We start from the raw sequence: 16,223 nt of genomic DNA, 5'->3' as shown, positions 1-16,223 counted from the left end.
GTTCTGGCAAAACACAAAGTGCCGCCGGGTTCACCGATACGGGATCAGTGATTCAGCCGCAGTTCATGGCGATGCTCGTGCCGGTAATGATCGTCACAGCCACAGCAGCGCTGCTCGGTCGGATCGCATAGCAGTCGCTCTGGCTCAATCTCCGCTTCGCAATCGGCGCACAGGCCATAGAGCCCCAGGTCGAGCTGGCACAGTGCTGCATCGAGGCGGGTCAGGCGGGTATAAATCGGCTCGTCCGCAAGATGGAGCCGCGTCATTGCATCTATCAGCTCGCCAAGGCTTGCGCTATGTGCCGCCTCTGACAGTCCGCAAGTGGGGAGCGCCGCAATCTCTTCCCTGAGTTTGGCTTCAAGCTGGGACAAGGCTTGTCTGGTGTTGGGTGTACTCACGATAATCCCCTGTCGTTTGGTCATCCAAAGGTAAACGCAGGATTTCAGTCTAGTTGGCCAACGAAAGGCCGTTATGATGCAAATCAAAACAGCGCGCGATTTTGACGCCGGACGGCGAAAAGATGGGCTTTGGGTGCATAAATCGCCGTAATTTATGCACCCCGTCGGGCCAAAAGGCCTGTGTGCGGCTTAAGAAGTTGCTTAATCAGCCGCGGCTTGGCGCCAATTCATCGCAGGCAGTGCGCAGGGCACCTATGATGTCATCGGTGGTTTTGTGAATACGGATGTCGCGAAACAGCGCATCGGCCTCGGGGTACTGGCGGCTTAAATAGCTGAACCACTGCTTGATGCGGGCAGGGTAGTAGGTGGCCTTGGTGCCATCCATCTCAAGCTCGGAGTAATGCACCATCAGTCGCAGGGTCTGGGCCCAGTCGTAGGGTGTGTCGCCCTTGATGCTGGCACCGAGGTTTGGCAGCGACAGTGCGCCGCGGCCAACCATGATGCTGTCGCAGCCGGTCACTTCCATGCAGCGCAGCGCATCGTCGCGGCTCCAGATCTCACCGTTGGCAATCACCGGAATGGGCAGGCGCTTACGCACTTCGGTGATGTATTCCCAATAGGCTGGCGGCTTGTAGCCATCGACCTTGCTGCGGGCATGAATGGCAAGCTCGGTCGCGCCTGCTTCATACACCGCAAGGGCGTTTTCCATAAAGAGGTTCTTGTCTTCATAGCCCAGGCGGATTTTGGCGGTCACCGGCTGGTGGCTTGGCACTGCATCACGCATGGCTTTAACGATATCGTGAATTAACTCAGGGTATTGCAGCAGCACGGCGCCGCCTTTGCTGCGGTTGACCATCTTGGCCGGGCAGCCAAAGTTGGCATCCACGCCCCGAGAGCCCAGGGTGATGGCACGCAGGGCGTTTTCCGCCATCCAGCCCGGCTCCTGCCCCAGAATTTGCACCCGCACCGGGGTGCCGCTCTTGGTCAGACCGTCATTTTTAAGCTCAGGACAGAGGCGATAGAACACCTTTTCCGGCAGCAATTGATCCACCACCCGGACAAATTCCGTAACCAACATATCGTAAGGGTTAATGGAGGAGAGCAGTTCCCGCATCAGATGATCGAGTACGCCCTCCATGGGGGCCAAAATAATTCGCACGCTAAAAGGTCCGGCAGGTGGATGGTCGGGGCGGCATTTTACCTGCTGCCCCCAAACTCGCCAAGGAAAGCTTGCGAACTGGCCGCTGCCAACGGATGGATGCTTGATAAGGCATGGAAAACTGACTAGGGTAAATTCATTTCCTTGCACAAAAATAAAAATTTTTTTGTGAGGATGAATAGGTTTTGCAATAAATCTTCACCGGCCAAGGTCTAGATAGCCAGACCGGTTACGACCCGTGCCGGGCATAATCACTGAAACACAGAAGGATAAGCACATGAACACAATGAAAAAGACCGCAGCAGCGGTGGCTCTGGGTACTGTGGTGGTAGGCGCAGCGTTTGCCTCTGAGGCGCAGGCCAATCCCTTTGGTTTTACTGAAATGCAGGCCGGTTACCAGCTGGTGAGCGATGAAGTGAAAGGCGGTGAAGGCAAGAAAACCACCGAAGGCGAAAAGGCCAAAGAAGGTAAGTGCGGCGAAGGTAAATGTGGCGAAGCCATGAAAGCCGGCGAAAAAGCCAAAGAAGGCAAGTGCGGCGAAGGTAAATGCGGCGAAGCCATGAAAGCCGGCGAAAAGGCCAAAGAAGGTAAGTGCGGCGAAGGCAAATGTGGTGAAGCCATGAAAGCCGCCGCTGGCGAAAAAGGCGCTGAGAAAGCCAAAGAAGGCAAGTGCGGTGGCGAGAAGGCCAAAGAAGGCAAGTGCGGTGGCGAGAAGGCCAAAGAAGGCAAGTGCGGCGGCGCCCACTAAGGCTTGATTGGTGTTGATGCAGGGCCGCCAGTCGGCCCTGTTTGTTAATGTGATGCAGCAAGGTTTCAGGCAGGAGATTTCATGGCAGTCGCATCCTCATATATGCCCTTAAGTACAGTGTCAGACACAGCGCCAAAAGCAGGGTCAGATGCCGCATTAAATCTGGTGGCTGGACTTGGACTCAGGCGTGAAATGCTTGACGAGTTTTGCACCGAGGCCCCGAGCGAAATTGATTTTTTCGAGGTCGCGCCTGAAAACTGGATGGCGCTTGGCGGTAAGTTTGGCAAGCAGTTCCGAACTTTGACCGAGCGTCATCCATTTTTTTGTCACGGCCTGTCGCTCTCCATCGGCAGCAGCGCGCCGCTGGATGTGGAATTTGTCAAAAATATCAAAACCTTTCTGGACTTTCATGGCATTGATGTGTATTCCGAGCACCTGAGCTACTGCTCCGGCAGCGGTCATCTCTACGATTTGATGCCCATGCCTTTTACAGGCGAAGCGGTGCGCCACGTGGCTGCCCGCGTCCGGCAGGTTGAAGACATACTCGAGCGGCCGCTTATTCTGGAAAACATCTCTTTTTATGCCGCCCCCGGCGCCGAAATGAGCGAGCAGGCGTTTGTGCTCTCGGTGCTCGAGGAAGCTGATTGCGCCCTTTTGCTCGATGTAAACAATATTTATGTGAATTCGATTAATCATGGCTACGATGCGTCGGCCTATTTGGCCGCCATGCCAACCGAGCGCATCCGCTATTTGCATGTCGCGGGGCACTATGTTGAGGCACCGGATCTGATAGTCGACACCCACGGCGCCGATATCATCGACCCTGTGTGGCAGCTGCTCAAGGACTGTTACGCCATGCATGGCCCGCTGCCAACCTTGCTTGAGCGGGATTTCAATATTCCGCCAACCCCGGTGCTGCTTGAAGAAATCCGCCGCATCCGCACGCTGCATTCAAGCAGTCGCCAGCACGTGGCTGGGAGCGAAAGCAACGCGCGGAGGGCGGTATGAGCCTTAAAGCCATCCAGGATGAATTTATTGCTGCTATCCGTGAGCCATCGAGGCCCTGCCCCGACGGCATAGAGGCGCGGCGCATGGCGGTTTACCGCGAGCTTTTTTTCAATAATGTCAGCGGTTTTGTGGGCAATGCCTTTCCGGTGCTGAAAAGCCTGTATTCGGTTGATGATTGGCAGGCTCTGGTGCGGGAGTTTTTTATCCATCACGATTGTCAGAACCCGCTTTTTGTCGGCATAGCCGGTGAGTTTTTGCAGTTTATCGGTTCGCGCACATCAAAACCCTGCGACCCGCCTTTTATGCAGGAGCTTGCCCATTACGAATGGCTTGAGCTGGTGGTGGCGATAGCGCCGGATGCGCCGGACCGGGCGCCTTTCAGTGCGAAGGACATCGACGCGAAGCGCTATCTTGAGTTGCCGCTGCTGCTCGCCAGTCACTGCCGAATTGCCCAGTATCATTATCAGGTCGAGCAGATAAGCGTGGATTACCGTCCTGCCGAGCCCGCTGTGAGTGCACAGTATTTTTGCCTTTTTCGCGACAGTGCCGATGAGGTGAGCTTTCTTAAATTGAATCCACTCACCGCCCAGGTGCTGGCACTGATTGAGCGCGCGGATGGGGTTTGTGGTCCTGCGCTCATGGATGAGCTGGCGAGCTTGTATCCGGCACTCGAGCGCAGCGCAATCAATCAGGGCGTGGCCGATTTACTGCACAATATGGCACTTAAGGGTGTTATCGTGCAAAAGTTGTAATAACCCTACAAATCATCAGTTTTATTGGCTGCACCAATCCGCTAGAATGCCGCTCATTTTGTGAGCCGCGTCACACCCGATGCGTATACATTCTAGAGGAGTCCACATGGACGCTAATTTCAAAGAGCCCTTTAACGCTTTGTATCTTATTGGTTTCCTGTTGGTTCTGCTGGTGCCAACCCTGCCAGCTACCCTGCAGTGGCTGAAGGTGTGTGGCTTAATTTAAGCCGAGCCTCTGGTTATACTTGGCCACTCTTTCGGGTGGCTTTTGTATTTTTGTGGCCGGTAAGCGCCGGTTAACGCGAGGCGAGGCGGTTGATAAAACGCAGTTTATTGCTCATTACAGGGCTTATCAGTTTGCTGCTCGGCATTGCCGGGGTGTTTTTGCCCCTGTTGCCGACCGTGCCTTTTGTGCTGCTGGCCGCCTTTTGTTTTGCCCGCTCCAGCGAGCGGCTGCACCGCTGGCTTTTGAATCATCCCTGGTTTGCCGACGCACTTGCCAACTGGGAGCAAAAGAAGGCTATTCGCAAGGGGCTGAAGCGTAAGGCGATGCTGCTATCGAGCCTCAGCTTTATGCTGAGCATCGCGCTGGTGCCGCTGTTGTGGGTGAAAATCCTGCTGCTGGTATTGCTGCTGACATTGCTGCTTTACCTCTACCGCCTGCCTGAGCTTGAAGATTCGCCCTGAATGCGGTTTTTGTGACCAGTGCCACGGCCACAGGGGCGATGCAGTTGCAACCGTGGTTAAAGGGGCTTAAGCTTTAGCCGGATTAAATATGAAGTCCACGCCGGTGGACTTTTTTGTTGTCAATTTCTGTTGTCAAAGTCCGGTGTGATGCCGGCAAATCGAATGTGAACATCCTATGAACGCAGACAGCTTGGCGCTTATTAAGCAGAGCATTAAAACCATTCCCGACTATCCGAAAGCCGGGATCATGTTTCGCGACGTGACCAGCCTTTTGGAAGATCACACCGCTTACCAGACGGCAATGACGCTGCTGGTTGAACGCTACAAGGATGCCGGTTTTACCAAAGTTGTGGGCACTGAATCCCGCGGCTTTTTGTTTGGTGCGCCGCTCGCGCTGTCTCTGGGCGTGGGTTTTGTACCTGTGCGTAAGCCCGGTAAGCTGCCCCGCGCCACCATCAGCGAAAGCTATGAGCTGGAATACGGCCACGACACCCTGGAAATCCATGTGGATGCGATTTCAGCTGACGACAAGGTATTGGTAGTGGACGATCTGCTGGCCACCGGCGGCACCATCGAAGCTACTGTAAAGCTTATCCGTCGTCTGGGTGGCAACGTGGCCCACGCCGCGTTTGTGATTTCGTTGCCGGATCTTGGTGGCGAGAAGCGCCTTGAGAACCTCGGCCTTGAAATCGTGAAACTGTGTGAGTTTGAAGGCGATTAATCCAACGCTTAACGCTTCGCAGTTCCAGTCCTGTCATGGTGTTATGGCATCCACCACCGTCGCGTGGTATGTTTCACCCATGACGGGACACAAGCTCCCGACCGCTAGTTCCATTGGGGAGTGACATGTCCTATCAGGTGTTGGCCAGAAAATGGCGCCCTGCCAATTTTGCCCAGGTGGTGGGTCAATCCCACGTGCTTCACGCGCTGACCAATGCGCTGGGCCAGCAACGACTGCATCACGCTTATCTGTTTACCGGCACCCGTGGGGTGGGTAAAACCAGTTTGGCCCGGCTGTTTGCCAAGGGGCTTAACTGTGAGACCGGCATCACCGCGACCCCCTGCGGCCAATGCAGCGCCTGCCTTGAGATTGCCCAGGGCCGCTTTGTCGACCTGATTGAGGTGGACGCCGCCTCCCGCACCAAGGTCGACGATACCCGCGAAATTCTCGATAACGTGCAGTATCGCCCAAGCCGTGGCCGCTTTAAGGTGTACCTCATCGACGAAGTGCACATGTTGTCGAAAAGCAGCTTCAATGCGCTCTTGAAAACCCTTGAAGAGCCGCCGGAGCACGTAAAATTCCTGCTCGCCACTACAGATCCGCAAAAGTTGCCGGTGACTGTGCTGTCACGTTGCCTGCAGTTTAATTTAAAGGCGCTCACCCAAAGCCAAATCCAGCAGCAGCTCGCTGCCGTGCTTGGTGGTGAAGGGCTTGGGTTTGATGAGCCCGCCCTTGAACTCCTTGCCCGCGCTGCCGCAGGCAGTATGCGCGATGCGCTCAGTTTAACCGATCAGGCCATTGCCTTTGGCGGCGGCGAAGTGCGCCTTGCCGGGGTGCAAACCATGCTTGGCGTCATCGATGGCGCGCAGGTGCTGTCACTCTTTGACGCCCTTTGCGGCGGTGATATTCAAACGCTGCTCACCACAGCGCGCTCGGCACTTGCCTTTGGCGTGGATGCCGATGAAGTGCTGCGCGCTTTACTCGAATTGCTGCATCAAATCAGTCTGGCGCAGTTTGCTCCGGCAAGCGCCCAGATAAGCGACAACAGTGCCATGGTCCTTGGCTGGGCCAAGGCGTTAAGCCCGGAGCAGGTGCAGCTTTTCTATCAGATTTTATTGCTTGGCCGTAAGGACCTTGCCTTTGCGCCAACCCCTGCCTCGGGGCTTGAGATGGCGCTGCTGCGCGCCGTTGGCTTCGTGCCACAAACGCCTGTGACCGTGTGGCAACCCGGTGAGGGCGTACAGCGCCCGCCGGTTGCTCAGGCCGTCAGTCCCGCAACGGTCGCAGCACAAGCAACACAAGCAACACAAGCAACACAAGCAACACCCGCATCCGCATCAGTCGCGCCAATTGTTGCGCCAGTGGCGCCAACCACGGCTGCCAGCAGTCTTATCAGCAGTGATCCAAGCAGCAAAGGCACCTCCGGTCAGCATTTGAGCCGCCAGGAAGCGACAGAGCTGAGCGATACTGATGAGCAAGATATGGCGGACGCCGAGGCACTGTTTGCCGAGCAGGCGCTCCTGATGTCACAGGCCGAGAGTCAGGGCTTTGCCGCTGCCGAATATTTGCAAGCGCAGAGCCTTTCTGTGCAAGCGCCATCATCGCATGAGCCGTCCTCACAGAGTTTTGCCACAGGCAGCGGTGATGGGTTTGGCTCTTACGATATACCTCCGGCCGATGACGGCGATTTTTACGGTTTTGCCGCAGAGCCAGATCTGTTTGCCGCGCCGGACGCGCCCGCACAGGTCCAGTTTGCACACGCACCGCAGGCTCAGATTGAGCCAGAGCCAGTGAATGCCACGCAAGCTCATTTTCAGCCACAAAATCAGTCGCAAACTCAGGTACACGCTCAGCCACAAGTTCAGGTACACGCTCAGCCACAATCTCAGTCGCAAAATCTGCCACAGGCTCAGCCTGCTGCCAGCGTAGACACCGCAAGCGAGCTTGGCTTTGGCGATGATTTACTCGATGCGGTGCTTGCCTGCCGTGATGATCTCCTGACCGAAATCGCCAGGGAGGCAAAAGAGGATGACCCAAAAAAGCCGGTATCGGGTTTAAGCCGCCGCACGGCCGCGGCGGCGACAGCAGTTTCTGAGCCAGCAGCAAATTCTGAGTCAGCAGCCAATAATGTTGCGTCGGATACTGATACAACAAGCCGCGTTCCGGTAGCTTCCGACCCAGCACCAGTTTCTGCACCTGTTTCTGTGCCGGTTTCTGGTTTGGTTCCTGAGAATAAAGGTAACCCCGACGATAGACCGCCGTGGGAAGAGCCTCCTGTGGCTGCAGTTGAGGAATTAGCGGTTCAGGAATTAGCAGTTCAGGAATTAGCGCTTCAAGAAGCAGCTCAGGAAGCCGTATTTCTGGAAACAGCTGGTCAAGAGCTAGCAGTGCAGCAAGTCGCGCCGCTGGCTCAAGATGTGCCAACCGTTGCTTTAAGCTTGGCTCATGAGAATCCTGTTCACGAGGACCATTCTCACGAGAAACATGCTCACGACGCTGATGCCCCTGCGTCTGACGTTAAACCCAGCGCTGCTGAAGCCGAGGCGAGCTCAATTGCCAGCGCCATTCGCGGCGATGAAACTGACCTGCGCTGGTATAAGCTCATGGGCGCGCTCGAGATTGGCGGCAGGGTGCGTCAGCTTGCAGTCAACTCCGTGTGTCTGGCCTGGGAAAATCCGATCCCTTTGGTGCTCAAGCAGGACCAAAAGCATCTGGCCGCGCCGGTCGCCATCAATCAGCTCAACGGTGCACTGTCGCAGGCGCTTGGTTATCCGGCCGAAATTGTGCTCGAAGTCGGCGAGGTGAGTGGCCGCGAAACGCCGCTGGATATCCGCGCCCGTTTTGACCGTGAACTGCTTGCCGATGCGCACCGGGCGCTGTCACAGGACCCTGCGGTTGCGCTCCTGATGGCGCAAACCGGCGCCTGGATGGATGAGCACAGTGTCACTTATCCCAAAGAGCGGCTTGTCGCCCGTGGCCGGTCGTTGCCGGAGCCGCCGGCGCTGATTGCGTCGCAGGTCTAGGTCATGTTGCAGGTCGAAGTTACGTTGCAGGTCTAGGTTATTTCGTAAGTCCGGGTGACTATGCAGACCCGATGGCTTCCAAGCCACAGCCGAAGCTCGCTGCGCAAACGGGCATGGCTGCGGGCCGCGTTATTACGCGCAGCACAGCAGCGTCGAATCGCACGGATGTGAGCTTCGCAATTGCCAAGCCTTGAGATTTGAGTAAGATTAGCCAACTTCTTTTGCCTGCCGCTGTGCAGGCCTTAACTGAGAGAGATTACGCATATGTTTGGTAAAGGCGGAATGGGTAACCTGATGAAGCAGGCCCAGATGATGCAGGAAAAAATGGCCAGAATGCAGGAAGAAATCGCCCGCATGGAAGTGACCGGTGAGTCCGGCGCAGGCCTTGTGAAGGTCACCATGACCGGCACCCACAACGTGCGTAAAGTGGAAATCGACCCAAGCCTGCTGGAAGACGATAAAGATCTGCTGGAAGATCTGGTGGCTGCGGCTTGCAACGATGCGGCCCGCCGCGTGGAAGAAAACCAGAAGTCCAAAATGGCCGAAGTGACCGGCGGCATGCAACTGCCACCCGGCATGAAACTGCCATTCTAAGGATTGCTGTCGATGCGTTTCAGTCCGCTGGTGGATGAGCTTATCCAGAGTCTGCGTTGCCTGCCCGGGGTTGGCCCCAAGTCGGCGCAGCGGATGGCATTTGCGCTGCTTGAAAGTGACCGCAAGGCCGGTAATCGCCTTGCCGATACCCTGGCGCGCGCCATGAGCGACGTTGGCCATTGTCAGCGCTGCCGTACTTTTACCGAGCAGCCGCTGTGCCCGATTTGCCAAAGCCCCAAGCGTGGCAGTGCCGAACTGATGTGCGTGGTGGAAACGCCTGCCGATGTGCTTGCTATTGAGTCCGGCGGCCATTTTCAGGGGCGCTATTTTGTGCTGCAGGGGCATTTGTCGCCCCTTGATGGCATCGGCCCTGAGGAGCTTGGACTGTCGCTTCTGGAGTCGCAGCTTAACGAGGGCGGCATAAGCGAGCTTATTCTGGCCACCAATCCCACGGTGGAAGGGGATGCTACGGCGCACTTTATTGCGGATATTGCCCGTCGCGCCAATGTCAGCGTCAGTCGTATTGCCCACGGCGTGCCGGTGGGCGGCGAGCTTGAGTATGTCGACAGCACCACGCTGGCGCTCAGTTTTAACGGCCGCTTGCCGCTGTAGCGCGCAGTTCCTTACTGAAAAAGCCCCGAATTTTCGGGGCTTTTTGCTTTATTTTTATTCACTTGTGCTTTGTGTGCCCTTTGCCCCTTGAAAAGCGCTTCGCCGACCCCATCTTTTTCCTATCCGGGCGTTACGCCCTCAGTATCTGCAACACAGCTAGAAAGGGAACTACCGATGTCGCATCAAGAAACCCATGGTTTTCAAACAGAAGTCAAACAGCTTTTGCATTTGATGATCCACTCTTTGTACTCCAACAAAGAAATCTTTTTGCGTGAACTGGTCTCTAACGCCGCCGATGCCGCCGATAAGCTGCGCTATCTGGCCCTGACCAACGACGCGCTGTACGAAGGTGATGGCGAGCTTAAAGTTCGCGTCAGCGCCGACAAGGACAAGGGTACCGTGACCATTGAAGACAATGGCATAGGTATGACCCGCGACGGCGTGATTGAGCATCTGGGTACCATCGCCAAGTCCGGCACCGCCGAGTTTTTCAAAAATCTCTCCGGCGACAGCGCCCGAGACTCGCAGCTGATTGGTCAGTTCGGTGTGGGCTTCTACTCGGCCTTTATCGTGGCGGAAAAAGTGGAAGTCTTTACCCGCGCCGCCGGCCACAGCGCCGATGAAGGCGTGAAGTGGGTGTCGGAAGGTGAGGGCAGCTTCACGGTTGAGACCATCAACAAGCCAAGCCGCGGCACCAAGATAGTGCTGCACCTGCGCGACGAAGAAAAAGAGTTTGCCGATGACTGGCGCCTGCGCTCCATTATCACCAAATATTCAGATCACATCTCCATTGCGGTGGAAATGTTTGAGCAGGGCACCCCTGAGCGCGATGGTCCGGACGGCGAGAAAATCCCAGCCACTGAAGGTCAGTGGAAGGCGATGAATAAGGCGACTGCCCTGTGGACCCGCAGCAAATCCGAGGTCTCCGACGAGGAGTACAAGGAGTTCTACCGCCACATTTCCCACGACTATGGCGATCCGCTCGACTGGAGCCACAACCGTGTGGAAGGCAATCAGGAATACACCAGCCTGCTGTACATTCCGGCCAAGGCGCCTTGGGACATGTGGAACCGTGACCGTAAACATGGCCTGAAACTCTTTGTGCAGCGCGTGTTTATCATGGACGATGCCGAGCAGTTCATGCCGTCTTACCTGCGTTTTGTGCAGGGTCTGATTGACTCCAATGACCTGCCGCTGAACGTCAGCCGCGAAATTCTGCAGGATAACAAGGTCACCCGTAACCTGCGCCAGGCGCTGACCAAGCGGGTGCTGTCGATGCTTGAAAAGCTCGCCAAGGACGATGCTGACAAGTATCAGCAGTTCTGGGCCGAATTCGGTACTGTGCTCAAAGAAGGTCCGGCAGAAGATTTCGCCAACCGTGAGCGCATCGCCGGCCTGCTGCGCTTTGCCTCAACCCACACAGGTGATGCGGCGCCCACAGTGTCGCTCGATGATTACCTTGGCCGCATGAAAGAAGGCCAGGAAAAGATTTACTACATAGTGGCCGACAGTTATGAAGCCGCCGCCAACAGCCCGCACCTCGAGCTTTTGAAGAAAAAAGGCATTGAAGTCCTGCTGCTGTCTGAGCGTATCGACGAGTGGCTGATTAACCATCTGCATGATTACAAAGAAAAATCACTGCACTCCGTGACCCGTGGTGATTTGGATTTGGGTGCGCTGGAAGATGAAGCCGAGAAGGCCGAGCAGGAGAAGCTTGCCAAGGAATCTGAGTCGCTGGTGAGCCGCTTTAAGTCAGCGCTGGGCGACAAGGTCAAAGAAGTGAAGGTCACCACCCGTCTGACCGATACGCCGGCCTGTGTGGTCACAGGTGACGGCGAAATGTCGAGCCAGATGATCAAGCTGATGCAGGCCGCCGGTCAGCCGGTGCCGGAAAGCAAGCCGACACTTGAGCTCAATCCGACCCATCCTTTGGTGGCACGCCTTGATAGCGAGCAGGACGAGCAGGCATTTGCCCAGTGGGCCGAGCTCTTGCTGGCGCAGGCGACGCTTTCAGAGCGTGGCGGCTTGGCCGACCCCTCATCCTTCATCAAACTTATCAACGAGATGTTGCTTAAGTCGGTGAAGTAAATTCAGCGGGGGCCTGTGTGCCCCCGTTTTGTTGTTATCCTTTTTATGATGATGCAGCGGTCATTTCGGGCCGCACAGACAGGGAGCTTTCTATGCAGGGGATAAACCCGGGCAACCCAGCAGCCGGCAACAGCGCAGAAGCGAGCGCGAGTGTGGTGCAGCTTAGCCGCGACAATGTGCAGCAGGTGCTTGAGCGCTCACTCGATGGCGCCATCTTTTTAAGTTTTTACGCGCCGTCACACCCTGAAAGCGTGGCTATGAACGAGGCACTCAGCCGCCATATTCAGGGCCGGGCACTGCTTGCGCTGGTGAACTGCGAAGCCGAAATGGAAATTGCCTCCTATTTTCGAATTCAGGCGCTGCCGACTGTGCTGGTGATGAGTCAGGGCCAGCCGGTGGATGGCTTTGCCGGTGGTAAATCTGATGGCGAATTAAGCGCATTTCTCGAGCAACATTTGCCAGCCGCCTGGCTTGGCACTTTCGATGGTGCCAAGGCAAAGCTTGCCGAGGGTGATGCCAATGCCGCGCTGGCAATGCTGAAAAGCATCGCGTCCGAGGCAAGTGGCAGCGAATTTGTCCTCACTCTGGCCGACGCTGAAATTGCCTGCGGCGAGCTTACCGATGCCGAGGCGCGCCTTGCTACCGTGGGCCTTGCCGATCAGGACAGCTACTATCACAGCCTCAAGGCCAAGCTGCAGCTTGCCAAAGAAGCGCTAGATACCCCGGAAATCCGCGAGCTGCAAAGTCAGTTTGGTCGTGATCCGGATAACATTTCTGTGCGTATTGCTCTGTCGCGGGCGCTGGCGCAGGCAAAACGGGACGAGGAAGCGCTGGAATTACTGTTTGAGCTGCTGAAAAAGGAGCTTAACGCCGGTAATGGCGAAGTAAAACAAACCTTTATGGACTTGATGACGGCAATGGGGCAGACCAGCTCAGCGGCCAAGACCTACAGACGCAAGCTGTACGGTCTGCTGTACTGAGTGAAAGGTATCGATAAGATGGCGTTTTTTTGCGCCATCTGAGGCTAAAGTCGAAAGCTTAGCCCTTCTAAAGCGTGGGTTTATGTGCGAAGATCGCCGCCCAAAGAAGAAAATTGATGCGAAAAGAAAGAGGACTCCCCCGATGCGCATTATCCTATTGGGCGCCCCAGGTGCCGGTAAAGGTACCCAGGCCCAGTTCATCATGGAACACTACGGAATTCCCCAAATCTCTACCGGCGACATGCTGCGCGCAGCCGTAAAAGCCGGCACGCCGCTGGGGTTGGAAGCCAAGAAAGTGATGGACGCAGGTCAGCTGGTGTCTGACGAGCTGATCATTGGTCTGGTGAAAGAGCGTATCGCCCAGGACGATTGCGTTAAGGGTTTCCTGCTGGATGGTTTCCCACGCACTATTCCTCAGGCCGACGCCATGACTGCCAACGGCATCAGCATCGACCACGTGATTGAAATTGACGTGCCAGATGAAGAAATCGTGAAGCGCATGAGCGGCCGCCGTGTACACCCAGGCTCAGGCCGTGTGTACCACGTAGTATTCAATCCACCCAAGGTGGAAGGTAAGGACGATGTGACCGGTGAAGAGCTGGTTATTCGTCCCGATGACGAAGAAAGCACAGTGCGCAAGCGTCTTGGTATTTATCACGAGCAGACCAAGCCGCTGGTGGATTACTACGGCAAAGTGGCTGCCGCCGGTAACACCAAGTACAGCAAATTCGATGGCACCCAATCTGTTGCCGAGGTGAGCAAGCTCATCCAGGCCGCCCTCAGCTAATCGGCGGGCGTTTAAGACATTACCTGCCTCGCAATTTGCCAAAAAGCCTGTGAAAACAGGCTTTTTTGTTTTTTGCCCTGTGCTAGGCTATTTCGATATGAGCAAGCTGGAGGTGATGAGTGAGTCAGGTGAGCCCTATGTTTGGTGTTCTGTTGGTCAATTTAGGCACGCCGGATGCGCCCGATGCATCCTCGGTACGCCGTTTTCTGAAGCAATTTCTGAGTGACCCACGGGTCGTTGATTTGTCCCCCTGGATTTGGAAGCCACTGCTGAATGGCGTCATTCTTAATACCCGCCCGGCCAAGGTGGCGAAACTGTATCAGAGTATTTGGTGGGACGAAGGCTCGCCGCTGATGGTTATCAGTAAACGCCAGCGCGAAAAACTGGCTGCTGAGCTTAAAACCCTGTGCGGCTTTGAGGTGCCTGTGGCGCTTGGCATGAGTTACGGCAGTCCGTCCCTCAGCGACGGGCTCGACAGTTTAACCGCCCAGGGCGTTGATAACATTGTGGTGTTGCCGCTTTATCCGCAGTACTCCTGCTCGACGGTTGCCAGTGTGTTTGATGGTGTGGCCGGCGTGCTTAAATCCAGACGCCGCCTGCCGGAGTGGCGCATGGTGCGTGAATATTACCGTCACCCTTTGTATATCCGTGCGCTGGCAGCGTCTGTTACCCGCCTCTGGGATATAAAAGGCAAACCGGACCGGCTGCTGATGTCCTTCCACGGCGTGCCGCTGCGCTACATCAATGAAGGCGACCCGTATCAGGCCCAGTGCCTGGAAACCGCGCGTCTTGTCGCCAAAGAGCTTAAGCTTGGCAACGATGAGTGGCAGGTATGCTTCCAGTCGCGCTTTGGCAAGGAAGAGTGGTTAACCCCTTACACAGATGAGCTGCTTGAAAGCCTGCCGGGGCAGGGGGTTAAGCGGGTCGATATCATGTGTCCGGCCTTTGCCGCCGATTGCCTTGAGACCCTCGAAGAAATCGCCGAGGGCGGCCAGGAATCGTTCCTGCATGCCGGCGGTGAGCAATATCGGGTCATTCCGTGCCTGAATGATGACGATGACCATATCCGTCTTCTGGCTGAATTGGTGCGCGAACAGAGCCTTGGCTGGCAACTTGGCTGATTTGCACGGCGCCTGTCACTGGTCTGATTGGTAAAATATGATAGAATCTGCCGCCTTTGAGCCGGGCGGCAGCTATTTTGTCAGTCATTTCGAGCGGGATCTTCAGCAACTGCGTTGCCACTGATGCAGCGGTAACGTGGTTTTGACGTTTGAAACAGCCCCGGCCTACACTCAGTCATTCAGGGCCCGGCAAGGCGCCGGACGATCACGCAGGGATGCCCAGTGCAGAGATTCCGATATGAAGTTTCCCGGTCAGCGCAAATCCAAACATTATTTTCCGGTCAAAACCCGCGACCCGCTGCTTGAGCAGTTAACCCAGCAGCCCCAGCCTCGGCAAACCTATATCAGTGGTATCGACCAGACCCTGGTGGATATCGAAGCCAAGGTGGCCGAAGACCTGCTTGAGCGTTATAAGTTGCCCAAGGGCAACTCTACCCTGATTGATGACGCCACCGCCCATGCGCTGTATGAAGAGCTGAAGCAGCACGACCTTATCAGCGATGAATTTGCCGGCGGCACCATTGGCAACACAGTACACAATTACTCTATTCTGGCCGACGACCGCTCGGTGCTGTTTGGGGTAATGAGCAAGTCGATTGAAGTCGGCAGCTACGCCTATCGCTATTTGTGCCACACCTCGTCCAAGGTTGACCTTAACCACCTGCAGCCGGTGGACGGGCCGATTGGTCGCTGCTTTACCCTGATCTCAGATTGTGGTGAGCGCACCTTCGCCATCAGCAAGGGCGCCATGGATAAATTAACCCCGGATTACATCGATAAGGACGTGATCCAGGGTAGCGCTGCGTTGGTGCTGACAGCCTATCTGATGCGTGCCGCCCCCGGCGATGGCATGAGTCAGGCCGCCCTTAAAGCCATCGAATATGCCAAAGAAGCCGACGTGCCCGTGGTGTTGACCCTAGGCACCCGTTTTCTTATTCAGGAAGATCCACAGTGGTGGCAGGAGTTTATTCGTGACAACGTCACCATTCTTGCCATGAACGAAGATGAAGGCGAGGCGCTGACCGGCCATCGCGATCCGCTGCTTGCCAGCGAAGCGGCGCTCGAGTGGTGCGATATGGTGCTGACCACCGCAGGCCCCATCGGTCTTTATACCGCCGGGTTCACCGACGAGAGTGACAAGCGCGAAACCAGCCACACCTTGCTGCCGGGTGCCATCCCTGAGTTTAACCGCTATGAGTTTTCGCGCCCGATGCGCAAGCGTGACTGCAGCGCGCCAATGAAGGTGTATGCCCACATTTCACCTTACATGGGCGGCCCTGAGCAAATCCGCAACACCAACGGTGCCGGTGACGGCGCGCTGTCGGCGCTCCTTCACGACCTTGCCGCCAACAATTTCCACCGCGTCAATGTGCCGGGCTCCAGCAAACACAGAAATGAAGGCCTGTGTTACTCGTCTTTCTCGCAAATTTGTAAGTATGCCAACCGCGTTGCCTATGAAGTGCTGGCCCAGCACAGTCCAAGGCTATCGCGCGGCCTGCCGGAGCGTGAAGACAGCCTGGAAGAGTCATACTGGGAGCGCTGAGG

15 protein-coding genes are annotated in these 16,223 nt (G+C 56.1%); 13 read left to right on the top strand and 2 right to left on the bottom strand.

The window, feature by feature from the left end; genetic code table 11:
* Positions 1–44 precede the first annotated feature (44 nt).
* Together KJI95_RS01065 and dusC are read right to left on the bottom strand one after the other, a co-directional pair.
* Positions 45–398, bottom strand: coding sequence for a TraR/DksA family transcriptional regulator (locus KJI95_RS01065; RefSeq protein ID WP_214505320.1), 354 nt, complete (start codon positions 396–398; stop codon positions 45–47).
* 205 nt (positions 399–603) lie between these two features.
* Positions 604–1,557, bottom strand: a complete 954-nt coding sequence (gene dusC / locus KJI95_RS01060; RefSeq protein WP_214505319.1) for a tRNA dihydrouridine(16) synthase DusC — start codon at positions 1,555–1,557, stop codon at positions 604–606.
* Positions 1,558–1,834: 277 nt separating this feature from the next.
* Here dusC and KJI95_RS01055 point away from each other — a divergent pair, with 277 nt between their 5' ends.
* From KJI95_RS01055 to KJI95_RS00995, 13 genes are all read left to right on the top strand, one after another.
* Positions 1,835–2,305 carry an HvfA family oxazolone/thioamide-modified RiPP metallophore gene (locus KJI95_RS01055; protein ID WP_214505318.1) on the top strand — a complete coding sequence of 157 codons (471 nt, stop codon included), beginning with the start codon at positions 1,835–1,837 and terminating at the stop codon, positions 2,303–2,305.
* Between the two features lie 192 nt (positions 2,306–2,497).
* Positions 2,498–3,313, top strand: coding sequence for an HvfB family MNIO-type RiPP peptide maturase (locus KJI95_RS01050; protein ID WP_250885593.1), 816 nt, complete (start codon positions 2,498–2,500; stop codon positions 3,311–3,313).
* Positions 3,310–4,065: an HvfC family RiPP maturation protein gene (locus KJI95_RS01045; RefSeq protein WP_214505317.1), complete on the top strand. Its 756-nt coding sequence runs from the start codon at positions 3,310–3,312 to the stop codon at positions 4,063–4,065. Before KJI95_RS01050 ends, KJI95_RS01045 begins: the two co-directional genes overlap by 4 nt.
* A 315-nt stretch (positions 4,066–4,380) precedes the next feature.
* Positions 4,381–4,752 (top strand): YbaN family protein, encoded by a 372-nt coding sequence (locus tag KJI95_RS01040; protein WP_214505316.1) that lies wholly within the window; start codon positions 4,381–4,383, stop codon positions 4,750–4,752.
* Between the two features lie 175 nt (positions 4,753–4,927).
* Positions 4,928–5,473, top strand: coding sequence for an adenine phosphoribosyltransferase (gene apt, locus KJI95_RS01035; RefSeq protein ID WP_214505315.1), 546 nt, complete (start codon positions 4,928–4,930; stop codon positions 5,471–5,473).
* Positions 5,474–5,598: 125 nt separating this feature from the next.
* Entirely contained in the window at positions 5,599–8,496 is a 2,898-nt protein-coding gene (gene dnaX / locus KJI95_RS01030; protein ID WP_214505314.1) for a DNA polymerase III subunit gamma/tau, read from the top strand.
* A gap of 264 nt (positions 8,497–8,760) precedes the next feature.
* Positions 8,761–9,090, top strand: a complete 330-nt coding sequence (locus KJI95_RS01025; RefSeq protein WP_214505313.1) for a YbaB/EbfC family nucleoid-associated protein — start codon at positions 8,761–8,763, stop codon at positions 9,088–9,090.
* 12 nt (positions 9,091–9,102) lie between these two features.
* Positions 9,103–9,702: a recombination mediator RecR gene (gene recR / locus KJI95_RS01020; RefSeq protein ID WP_214505312.1), complete on the top strand. Its 600-nt coding sequence runs from the start codon at positions 9,103–9,105 to the stop codon at positions 9,700–9,702.
* Between the two features lie 174 nt (positions 9,703–9,876).
* The gene (gene htpG, locus KJI95_RS01015; protein ID WP_214505311.1) at positions 9,877–11,790 is read left to right on the top strand and encodes a molecular chaperone HtpG; all 1,914 of its coding nucleotides are present in this window, start codon (positions 9,877–9,879) and stop codon (positions 11,788–11,790) included.
* 92 nt (positions 11,791–11,882) lie between these two features.
* Positions 11,883–12,770, top strand: a complete 888-nt coding sequence (locus KJI95_RS01010; protein ID WP_214505310.1) for a co-chaperone YbbN — start codon at positions 11,883–11,885, stop codon at positions 12,768–12,770.
* A 142-nt stretch (positions 12,771–12,912) separates the two neighbouring features.
* The gene (adk, locus tag KJI95_RS01005) at positions 12,913–13,557 is read left to right on the top strand and encodes an adenylate kinase (RefSeq protein WP_214505309.1); all 645 of its coding nucleotides are present in this window, start codon (positions 12,913–12,915) and stop codon (positions 13,555–13,557) included.
* A gap of 137 nt (positions 13,558–13,694) precedes the next feature.
* A complete protein-coding gene (hemH, locus tag KJI95_RS01000) occupies positions 13,695–14,678 on the top strand; it encodes a ferrochelatase (RefSeq protein WP_214505308.1) in 984 nt (327 codons plus the stop codon).
* A gap of 238 nt (positions 14,679–14,916) precedes the next feature.
* The gene (locus KJI95_RS00995; RefSeq protein ID WP_214505307.1) at positions 14,917–16,221 is read left to right on the top strand and encodes an inosine/guanosine kinase; all 1,305 of its coding nucleotides are present in this window, start codon (positions 14,917–14,919) and stop codon (positions 16,219–16,221) included.
* Positions 16,222–16,223 lie beyond the last annotated feature (2 nt).

Origin of the sequence: Shewanella jiangmenensis, assembly GCF_018596335.1 — a bacterium.
In the GTDB taxonomy this organism is placed as follows: domain Bacteria; phylum Pseudomonadota; class Gammaproteobacteria; order Enterobacterales; family Shewanellaceae; genus Shewanella; species Shewanella jiangmenensis.
The sequence above is the reverse complement of the archived record's forward strand: the minus strand, read 5'-3'. Positions and strand labels throughout refer to the sequence as shown.